The sequence below is a fragment of the Mesorhizobium sp. M7A.T.Ca.US.000.02.2.1 genome (genome assembly GCF_003996995.1).
Taxonomy (GTDB): Bacteria; Pseudomonadota; Alphaproteobacteria; order Rhizobiales; family Rhizobiaceae; genus Mesorhizobium.
Window position 1 is genome coordinate 1 of record NZ_RZTT01000223.1, and the last position, 10,133, is coordinate 10,133.

The window sequence follows — 10,133 nt, forward strand, 5'->3', positions numbered from 1 at the left end:
GTCTCCAGCGGCCAGTCTTCGGCGATGATCGCGGGATCCTTGCCATACCATGGGGCCTGCACCAGCCGTCCGGTGTCGGCAAAGGACCATTTGTGATAGGGGCAAACGATCAGCCCACATTTGCCCGCGCCATCGGCCAGAAGTTTCGCCCCCCGGTGGCGGCAGACGTTCTTAAATCCGCGCAAGGTCCCGTCCCGGCCCCGGATGGCGAAGATCGGCGTGCCGGCGATGTCGATGGCAAGGTATTGACCGGACGTCGCGACCGAGGCGACAGGCCCCATGAACTGCCAGGTGTGCGCGAAGATGCTGCACCGTTCCTGCTGCCAGATATCATCGCGTACATAAAGCGACGGGTCCAGGTTCAGGTATTGCACAGGCGGAGTGTCGAGTGGCAGCTGGTCGGGCCGCAAGGGGTCTGGCGTCATAGGCTAACCTCCAGTTGCGGCAATCCTGTCGTAAGCGGGGCGGCATCGCAAGAGAATTGGCTCTGCTGCGCACAGCCTGTAAGCCGGCGTGCAATTTTGCTCTAAAGCAGATTTGCTGGAGTGGCGGTCGTTTCCAATTCGCCGACCTAGTTGTCGACCGCGATCATCACGTGGGATGCTTAACCGCAGCACAGGTCCCAGGTCGACTTCGAGCCCAGTTCGTCGTCCCGCCTGGTGGACGGCGGGTATCAGAATAGTGCCGTTCGCTCGCGAACGACGGGGGATGGAGTCGTGAGCTGACGAGAGAAACTTTGCCCGAGGACGCCGAGCTAGAACGGCAGCTTACCGCCGAGCGTTCGGCACGCCGAATCCTGATGTTGGCTTAAGCGTATCTCAGACATTCAGTCTGACCAGACTTTTGCGAATGGCGTCTTTGCGCTTCGTCTCGGTCATTGAGATATTAGCAGCCGCTTCCAAGAAGCAGACATCACAGTGACCGCGCCATAGCTCTCGATGCGCAACGATATCAGACTCTCCAACCCGCCATTGCCCACATGCATTTCCCAGGACGGCCATTGATCGCTCAGGCAGGAATTCCGGACCGGTCCGGATCACCCAGGTGAGATGGCGTCTGCCGGGTCGACGCTTGCGTCAGGCGGCGTATGTCAACTCGTTTTAGGCCGCAGTAACTTCGAGAGCCAAGGCGGACTGCTGGGGCAGGAAGAAGCTGGGTATTTCCACACTGGTGCGATCCGGTACTTAACATATTATGTGACCTTCAACTGGGGGTTATAGCGAATGAAAGATGAGACCGGCGTTCAGAAGTTGGTGCGCACACTGCGTGCCCGAGCACCCGACGACGCAGCTGAATTGCTGGCCAGAGAGTCTCCCGAGTTCATCCGCGACACACTAGAGCTGTTGCCAGAGGGGCACGCCCGCAAGGTGGCCGAGCATTTGCCATCGCATATGCGGCCCATCAGGCCCCCTGACGATGGCGAGGATTTCGCGATCCCCGAGTCGCTTGTCGAGGTAATGGACCCGATTTCCGCCAGCGTTCCTGTCGGGACGACGGTTGCTGCCTCGGTGGAAGCTGTCAGACGCGCCCAGGTGCCGACCGAACTCACTTATCTCTACGTCACGGACGAGGGCAGTAAACTGGTTGGCCTGGTGGTCCTGCGCGATCTGATGCTGAGCGAACCGGACGCCATTGTCGACCAGATCATGCTGCCCAAGCCGTTCGCTCTTCATGTCGGTCTCTCTTTGAGCAACGCCTGCAAGGCAGCGGTACGGCGTCACTACCCTGTCTATCCGGTGGTGGACGCGGAGAACCGGCTGCTCGGGCAGGTTCGCGGCTGGCGCTTGTTCGAGCAGCAAGTCATTGAGATTTCCGCTCAGTCTGGCCAGATGGTAGGTGTCCAGAAGGAGGAGCGCTCTTTCACGCCGCTGTTTTCAGCCTTCTTGAAGCGTCATCCGTGGCTGCAGTTGAACCTCCTGACGGCCTTCATGGCCGCATTCGTGGTCAGTTCGTTCACAGGAACCATCGAGAAGATCGTCACCCTGGCGGCATTCCTCCCGGTCTTGGCCGGGCAGAGCGGAAACACGGGCTGCCAAGCACTGGCTATGACGCTGCGTGGCCTTGCGCTGGGGGATGTGGACAAACGACCGAAGCTGCACTTGGTGGTGAGAGAGGGCGCGCTCGGGATCGCCAACGGCTTGCTTGTCGGCCTTCTTGCGGCTGCGGCGATGTGGTTCTACGCCTCGAGGCAACCGGAGTCGGCCGCCCAAGCGCCCATGTTAGCACTTGTGATCCTGCTTGCTATGTCCGGATCGTGCCTCATGTCTGGAATCTCCGGCGTGCTGATCCCGTTGGGCCTGCGCCGGGTCGGCGCCGACCCGGCGGTCGCTTCGGCGATCTTCCTCACCACCTTGACCGATATTGTAGGCATGGGCCTGATGCTGGGGCTGGCCACCATACTCGTGCTGTAGCGAGGTACGTTCCTGGGAAATTGGGGCAACAAGCTGATCTCGTCGCGTTCAGCGAATTGCGAGAGCCAGGCCGCATCGCGCACGCATCGTGAGAAGCACCCTCCGGCAGCTCTCTGACCCCTTGCGCAACGCGCCGGAAGACCTTTGGATAGGCCGTGGATGACCTTGAAGCCTATTCAGTGACCAGAACACGCGCAGAATCGCGCAAGCAATATTAACCTCGTCGGTTTGCGATCCGCCACTCAGGATCTGGTTGTTTGCTACTAGTGCCGAATCCTTCAATTACGTCCAGCAACTCCAAGCAGACGTTTTTGCGACCAGCGCAGCCAAAAATAGGAATAAGCCTGTTAGCTTGTTGCGCAGCTGCAACAGCTGCTGAGGCTCGCATGATCTGGTGGCAGTTCAGTCGCCTTTTTTCTTGTAGTCATGCGATTCCTTCGCACTAGTCCGGTCGGGGTGGGTTCTCGGCATGCAATCTTCGTCTCGCACGATTTTCGGCTTCGCCGCAGCGCTGCTTTTTAGCGGGGTATTGCCGGCCGGCGCACAAGGTCTTTTTACGGCCTATGACGATGCGTTTTCGGCCCGCATCGCCAGTCCGGCCGACAATGGAACGCTCGCCCAATTCGTCACGGTTGCGGTCAACGCGGGCCAATACGATCAGGCGATCTCCTCAATCGAGCAGTATCTGATCCAATACCCCCGCGATGCGCGCGCCCGGCTTGCCGCCAGCCGGTTGTACTATCATGTCGGCTCCTATGAATTGGCCCGGCGGCAGGTGCAGTACGGCATCGAAGTCGGCGGTCTGACCGCGGGTGAGCAGCAGGAAGCTGTTCGCCTCCTCGGCCGGATCGATCGTGCGTTGCGTGGCGTCACCTGGGAACTCGCCCTGACCGGCGGCGTATTCAGCGCATTCACCAATTTTGCGCCGGGCGGGGCGCAGGACGAGGAAAGCTTCGTCTCGCCCTACGGGCGGGCGGAAGGCTTTGTCCGGTGGGACCTCGGCACGCCAAGTGCCGACGCGCTGGTGCTTTCAGGGTCGTTGACGGCGACAGAGCGTTTTTTCACGGAAGACCTGTCGGTTCCGGGTAGCGATAAGACTTTTGTCCACGGCAACGCAGCGATTACCTGGGACAAGGGGCTGCCCAATAGTGGGATCGATTCGCTTCGCCTGCTGCTCTCCGCGTTTACCGTTACAGACCGTTTCGACAGCGATATTCAGGAAACCGGCATTGGCCTTGGTGGACGTTTCCTCGTTCGACCGACGGTCGAAACGACGCTCTTCGCCGGTGGCGGCTACATCGATCTAAGCGCCTCGCAAGGCATTTTCGCCGACAGCAGGGTCTTCTATGAGGCAGGCGGCAGCTACCGCTTCCGCAATGGCCGGGCGCTCGGACTGCGCTTTGTCGGCTCGAACGACTTCGCTTCCGGATCTGGAGAAATCGGCCGCAGCTACTCAGGCGAGGTCCGCTATGGCGGCCTGTTGATGAACGTACCGGATCTTTTCGCATGGTCACACCAGATCGCCTTCTCGGCCGGCCACAGCGACATTCCCGATCTCTCGGTCGGCATCGGCACAAATATTAAGAGCGACTTCTGGCGCATTGCCTCGGAAAGCGATTTTCAGCTGACTGAAGCCCAGAAGATCAGCGTTGATCTCGCCTATCGAGAAACCACTTTCGCCATCGCCAACCGCGACCGAAAATCGTTCGAAATGCTCATGAGCTATACGTTGACGCTCAATTGAAAGAGGCCTCGATGAGGTACCGTCAGATCGCTCTTTTTATCGCCTGCCTTGCTTTCACGGTACCATCCGCCGCTGAGACAGTCGGGTCGATGACAGCCTATCAGACCAACATCGTCCGCAACAACGGTGGGACAATGAACGTTGGTGCTGGCGTCGAACTCGGCGACCAGTTGCGCAGTGACCCCACCGGTCTTGGAATGCTGGTGTTCCGGGATGAATCGAGCGCCAAGATTGGTCCGAACACCAGCCTGACAATCGATGAATTCGTCTACAATCCGGGCTCCGGTTCCGGAAAGATCGATATCGGGATGAACAGCGGCCTGGCACGTTTTTATGGCGGCCAAGTTTCTAAAGGGGGCGTCATGCAGGTTGCGACGCCGCACATGGTGCTCGGGGCGAGAGGCGGCATCATCGAAGTGCTGGTGGCAACCGGCCAGACTGTCGGCATATTGCGCGCCGGCCGCATGACCTGCACGATCAATGGCAAACGGCTGGTCATCACAAACCCGGGCTACGCCTGCACGTCGGCAGATGGCAAGCTGCTGACCGGCTACGGTGGCATCGACACCTTCCCGATATTGGACAGTATTGACCGGATAGCGGGCACCGGCCTGCCAGGGGCACCGGGTCCTGGGTTGGACGTAAGCGCAATTTGTGCATCGGCACTCGGCGGCTCGCTCGAAGTCTGCGGGTCCACGGACGGCGCATTGCCAGGAGTGGTCTTGGAATTCCCTGACAGCCCAATGCCACCTGCGGGCAGCGGGGGGCGGAGGGGCGAGTGTGAGGGTGAGCGTTGCTGTTACTACTGCGATTAGACTGGCCCCACGATGAGCCGCTTGGTCGGTAGTCCCTGGGCTGATTGGCGGCAAGCTGGCAGGCGCAAAATATCCGGCCTTGTGGTCGTGCTCCTGCTGCTCGCTTGCCATTTGGCTTTTGACGCACCGTTGTCGCGTCTGCGTGAGCGGACGTACGACTTCTACCAGTTTCTCGCCCCACGCCAGACGACGAGCAATCCTGTCGTGATCGTCTCGATAGATGACGCCAGCCTCAAGGCACATGGGCGATGGCCCTGGAACCGTGGCCTCTTGGCCGATCTGGTCGATGGCATCACCGAATCCGGCGCGGCGGTGGTCGGGCTTGCGCTGGTACTCCCCGAGGCCGACAACTCGCCTGAGGGCATCGCCGGAGACAAGCACTTAGCAGCGGCGCTGGCCAAAAATCGAACGGCTCTTGCCGTCAGCCTAGGCAATGAGGCGACAGTTTCCGAAGCAGAACCCAAAGCCGGCTGGTCGATCGTCGGGCAAGTACCCGATACACTTCCCGGCTTCACCGGCTTGACCGGCTCGCTTGCCGAATTCTCGAACACTGCCGCGGGCCTCGGCGTGATTCGCACCTTGCCTGATCCCGACGGCGTACTGCGCCATGTGCCGCTGCTCTGGCTTCGCAACACCGCTCAAGGCGTGCAGTTGTGGCCGTCCTTCGCACTCGAGCTCCTGCGCCTTTACGCTGGACAGGACGGGTACATAGCCCGGATGAATGCAGCCGGGTTCGACGCACTCAGGATGGCCGGCGCCATTGTGCCGCTCGAGCCGGAGGGGAGCATCCGCCTCTGGCAAACCGCCACCGATGCGCCCCGCCTGTCTGCCAGCACTATCCTCTCGGGCCATGGCGATCCGCGGCTGCGCGACGCCATCGCCATTGTCGACCTGTCGGCTGTGGGACTGACGCAGTACCTGCCCACGCCAAGGAGTCCAGCACGATCAGGAGCGGACATCCACGCCGATGCGGTTGGCCAGATGCTTGCCGGGCGCTACCTGGCCGAGCCAACGCACGCGCGTATGCTTGAGCGGCTCTGGTTTCTCCTCAGTGCCGTCGTTTTCATCGGGCTGTCCGGAGTGCTCGCCGGGCGTGTCGTGCTTGGCGCCCTCGCACTGGCGCTGCTGGTCGTCACGCCGTTTGTGTTCGGCGCTCTCGAGTACAGCATGCAGGGTGCACTCTATGACCCGCTGCAGCCGGCGCTTGCAACGATCATGGTTGCGGGCTTCGAAGGCTATGTCCTCTACAGGCGCAGCGAGCAGCGCCGGTCCACCTTGGCGCGACAGTTCTCCCAATATCTGTCGCCCTCCGTGGTGCAGCGCCTCGCAAGCTCGGACACCGAGGCAATCCTGTCTGGCGAGAAGCGCGAGATCACAATCCTGATCAGCGACATACGCGGCTTCACGACGATGAGCGAACAGCTCGATACCCATGAGATCGCCAAGGTAGTCAACCATTTCCTTGGTATTGCGACCGATGAGATACTCAAGCGCGACGGCACCATCGACAAGTTCATGGGCGATGCGGTGCTGGCCTTCTGGAACGCGCCGCTTGATCAACCCGATCATCGCGAGCGTGCGCTCGACGCGGGTCTTGCCCTGATCGAGCGGGTGAAGCGCGAAGATGCCGCCTTCACTGCGGATGGCCATCGCTCGATCGAAATCGGCGTCGCCATCGAGACCGGCATCTGCTCGGTAGGCAATTTCGGCTCCGAACGACGCTTCGATTACACCGCAATCGGCTCCCCGGTGAACCGCGTGGCACGTCTCGAGTCCACGACCAAGAAGCTGGGCATCCCCCTGGTGCTCGGACCCGGCTTTGCGGCAGGAGCATCGATGCCGGTCGTCCAGGCGGGCGCCTTTGAGCTCCAGGGTTTCAAGGGCGAGGTGCCGGTTTTCACTGTTCCGGAGATGCAAGCTGCTCACCAAGGTGTGAGCCGCGAAGTAGAGATCCAGCAATCTGGCGCCCCTGGCGCGGTGGTTGGTTCGCCGCCATCCGTGCAAATGACACCGCCTGATGTTGCGCCCCGAACCCGAAGCACACGCTGACCGGATTCAGCCGATCGCAGTGGTGCCGTCCTGCATCGTGAACTAAGACCGCTGGGGAGGCCTAGGTGCCATCAGGCGGCATCCGGCCTGCGCAGTCGTTGTTTTTGACGGCGGTCGTCTCGCACGCCTGCAGGATTAGGCCAATTTGGGCGGCCGCAAAATACCGGAGCTGAAAGTAGTCCATCTATTCCTGAAAGCTGCCATTCTAGTTGCGGCCCCACGCTCATCAACCGTCTGCCGGCGCGCAGCGGTCCAACAGAACACCGGCCGACCTGTTCAGTTCGAGTTGATGAGCGACGCACGCTCCAGCCTTCTCGCATGGCTGGAGCGACGCGGTAGAAGATGCCCTGGAACTGCTGAGGCTACGGAAACCTACAGATGCGGCTCCATTTCCGAGTGGAGCCGCGTATGCTAAGCGCCTTTGTTTCGGTCGTTGAGGCGAACTCCTGCGATCCCATATGTGGACATAGTTGCTGAAGACGCCGTGGCGCTGTGAACCAGACTCGCGTGGGAGTGAGGTTGCAAAACGCCTCCTCCGGGTGACAACTCCCCGCAGAGAGCCGCTTCTTCAGACAGGCTCCGACCAGGCCGCAGGATAGGCGAGGCAGCCCCAGAATTTGGAGACCAGAATATGGCAAGCGGGGAGCAGCAAGACAAATCAGCGGCGGAAAAGGCAGTATGGCCGCTTCTCTTTCTAACGGCGGCGCTGCAGGCGTATCTGGGTCTGTCGTTGGTAGCCTATGTGTTCATGGGCGTGTCAAACCCGGGCTCCGGGATTGCCGGATGGACAGCGGCCATGACAGGCGGGCTCCAGACGATTGCGGCCATGGCGGCCTTTGTGCTGGCTGTTCGAGGCGATCTTCGCGGCACTAACTTGGCGTTAGCCGGCAGCATCATGCTGGGCTGGTTTTCGATGCTGCCTTCGGTCGCTGAGCAAGGGCTCGATTTTGGCGGTGACGACTGGGGTACCCCGGTCTATTTCGTGGTCTCCCCCATCATCGCGATCGTTACGGCAACGCTAGCTTGGCGCAACCTATACCTGGTCCCGGCAGCTTTCATCGTAACCGCACCGACCTTCATCGGCATTTTGGTCGTCATCGTCTTCGGAATCGCCATCGCTTTATACGGCTTCTGAATGCGTGGCAGGTTCGAGGCTCGAAGTCGCAAGGATTGGCTTCGGCCCGTGAATCCGAGGCGTATCGAAGGTCCGGCTTCGAGTCGCATCCGGCCCGCTGCAGCATTTTCCACTTTGAGGCGAAATCATTCTCAACTATGGTCTGCCAGACTTAAGGCATGGGGGATTGCCGATGGTTTTATCACGCAGGGGAGTCGTCATCGCCGGCCTGGCGCTGGTCGTGGTCGGTGCAACCGGCAATATTGTTCTAGCCGCGAAGGCAAAATCCTTTTTCGCCGGTGACGCCAGCGACAACAATTTTGTCTATCGCAAGACCAACTTCGCCAAGATCGACAAGCGATGGCATCGCCAGATCGTGAAGTATTTCAGCAGCGAGCCGGTCGGCACCGTCGTGGTCGATACCCGCCACCACTTCCTCTACCTCATCATGGAAAACAAGACCGCCATCCGCTACGGCGTCGGCGTAGGCAAGGACGGCTTCAAATGGTACGGCCGCGCGACGATCGACCGCCGCGCGCTGTGGCCGCGATGGGTCCCGCCCCCCGAAATGCGTAAGCGCAAGCCGGACCTACCGCCGATGGTCGCAGGCGGCGCGTCCAACAATCCGCTCGGGCCGCGCGCGCTCTATCTGTACCGCGACGGGGCCGACATCGGCTACCGCCTGCATGGCACCCTGGAGCCATGGAGCATCGGCACCGACGCTTCCAGCGGCTGCATCCGCATGTTCCCGGAAGACATCATCGACCTCTACCAGCGGTGCCCGATCGGCACCGCGGTGGAGGTGCTGCCGCACATCGCCGACCAGGCGCCCGCTTCCACAACTGTCGAATGATTGGCGCCTGATGAACCGCACGATTGAAAACACGCGCCGGCTGCTCGCTGCCAGCCTGCTGGTGTTTGTCGCATCCTGCTCGACCAGCAACACGCTGGCCCCTTTCACGCCAGACGTCACCAACGCCGAGATTGCCGGCTTCCAGAACGTGCAGCCGGGCAGCGAGGAGGATTTTATCCTCAATGTCGGCCGCCGCACCTATTTCACACAAGGTTCGGTTGCGCTCGATTCTGTCGCCAAGGCCACCCTCGACACCCAGATCGCCTGGTTAGCAAAGCATCCGCGCTGGCTGCTCAAGCTGCAGGGTTTCGCCGACGATCCCGGCGCAAGTGAAACGGCGCTGTCGCAGCAGCGCGCCGATGCGGTGATGGACTACCTCGCCGCCGGCGGCATAGACCGCAACCGCATGTGGGCCAAGGGCTACGGCAAGGACAGGCTCGTCCGCGACTGCCCCGACGCCGCCTGCAGGTCGCAGAACCGCCGCGTTGTGTCTAATTTGCGCGATGAGAGGGACGAGTCGTAGGTGGCAGCAGTTTTGCTTGTCATCGGAGGCCGTAGGCAGCTTTGTCCCCGTAAAGCAGACATGCCGGCGATAGCACTTGCCGCAGGACTGACCAAAGCGAGAAGTCGCATCGCCCAGTTTGGCATCTCAAATCGCGGCGCTTTTGCTCCATGAGCACCCAGCCGCGACCTGAGCACCCGGGCTATTCGTATATGCTCATTGTTTCACCCGCTATTGCAACGAACCGCTCGCCATTTGCTGCAGGATCGGTCATAGCGCGAATGTGTAGATCGGCGACGTCGCGGACGTCCACGATCCCGTAGGAAAGCTTCGGAGCTAACGGCAGATTTCCGTCCAGCATACCTTGGATGAGTGAAATTGACGGAGAATAGTCGGGGCACATGACCGGCCCCAATATCACCGTCGGGTTTACTGCTGTAAGCTCTGGCCCACCTTTTCGCCTCACAAAATCCCAGGCATCTTTTTCGGCTAACGTCTTCGATCTGACGTAGGCGGTAAGAGTGGGAATGCTCAAGTCACTCCAATCGGCCTCAGTGAGTTCAGCGGTGTCCATTTCGCGAGCGTAACTCATGGTAACGAATGACGATGTGATCACCAGCCGTTTAACCTTCGCTTCATGTGCTG

At 60.6% G+C, this 10,133-nt stretch carries 9 protein-coding genes; 7 read left to right on the forward strand and 2 right to left on the reverse strand.

Annotated elements, in window-relative coordinates; all coding sequences use genetic code 11:
* Positions 1–410 (reverse strand): Rieske (2Fe-2S) protein (locus EOD15_RS20420; protein ID WP_210212198.1); only part of this gene is annotated, 410 nt, incomplete at its 3' end.
* A gap of 813 nt (positions 411–1,223) precedes the next feature.
* On the opposite strand from EOD15_RS20420, the gene EOD15_RS20425 reads away from it, so the two are divergent.
* From EOD15_RS20425 to EOD15_RS20460, 7 genes are all read left to right on the forward strand, one after another.
* Positions 1,224–2,411 (forward strand): magnesium transporter, encoded by a 1,188-nt coding sequence (locus EOD15_RS20425; protein ID WP_127318172.1) that lies wholly within the window; start codon positions 1,224–1,226, stop codon positions 2,409–2,411.
* Positions 2,412–2,940: 529 nt separating this feature from the next.
* Entirely contained in the window at positions 2,941–4,155 is a 1,215-nt protein-coding gene (locus EOD15_RS20430; RefSeq protein WP_164761560.1) for a tetratricopeptide repeat protein, read from the forward strand.
* A gap of 11 nt (positions 4,156–4,166) precedes the next feature.
* Positions 4,167–4,970: a FecR domain-containing protein gene (locus tag EOD15_RS20435; RefSeq protein WP_127318168.1), complete on the forward strand. Its 804-nt coding sequence runs from the start codon at positions 4,167–4,169 to the stop codon at positions 4,968–4,970.
* Positions 4,971–5,057: 87 nt separating this feature from the next.
* Positions 5,058–7,019: an adenylate/guanylate cyclase domain-containing protein gene (locus EOD15_RS20440; protein WP_164761558.1), complete on the forward strand. Its 1,962-nt coding sequence runs from the start codon at positions 5,058–5,060 to the stop codon at positions 7,017–7,019.
* Between the two features lie 631 nt (positions 7,020–7,650).
* On the forward strand, positions 7,651–8,154 hold the full coding sequence (locus EOD15_RS20450; protein WP_127318164.1) for a hypothetical protein: 504 nt from the start codon (positions 7,651–7,653) through the stop codon (positions 8,152–8,154).
* Positions 8,155–8,326: 172 nt separating this feature from the next.
* A complete protein-coding gene (locus tag EOD15_RS20455; RefSeq protein ID WP_127318180.1) occupies positions 8,327–8,986 on the forward strand; it encodes a L,D-transpeptidase in 660 nt (219 codons plus the stop codon).
* Between the two features lie 10 nt (positions 8,987–8,996).
* A complete protein-coding gene (locus EOD15_RS20460; protein ID WP_127318162.1) occupies positions 8,997–9,509 on the forward strand; it encodes an OmpA family protein in 513 nt (170 codons plus the stop codon).
* Between the two features lie 181 nt (positions 9,510–9,690).
* On the opposite strand, the gene EOD15_RS20465 is transcribed toward EOD15_RS20460, so the two are convergent.
* The coding region (locus EOD15_RS20465; RefSeq protein WP_127408770.1) for an NAD-dependent epimerase/dehydratase family protein at positions 9,691–10,133 on the reverse strand (443 nt) is incomplete at its 5' end.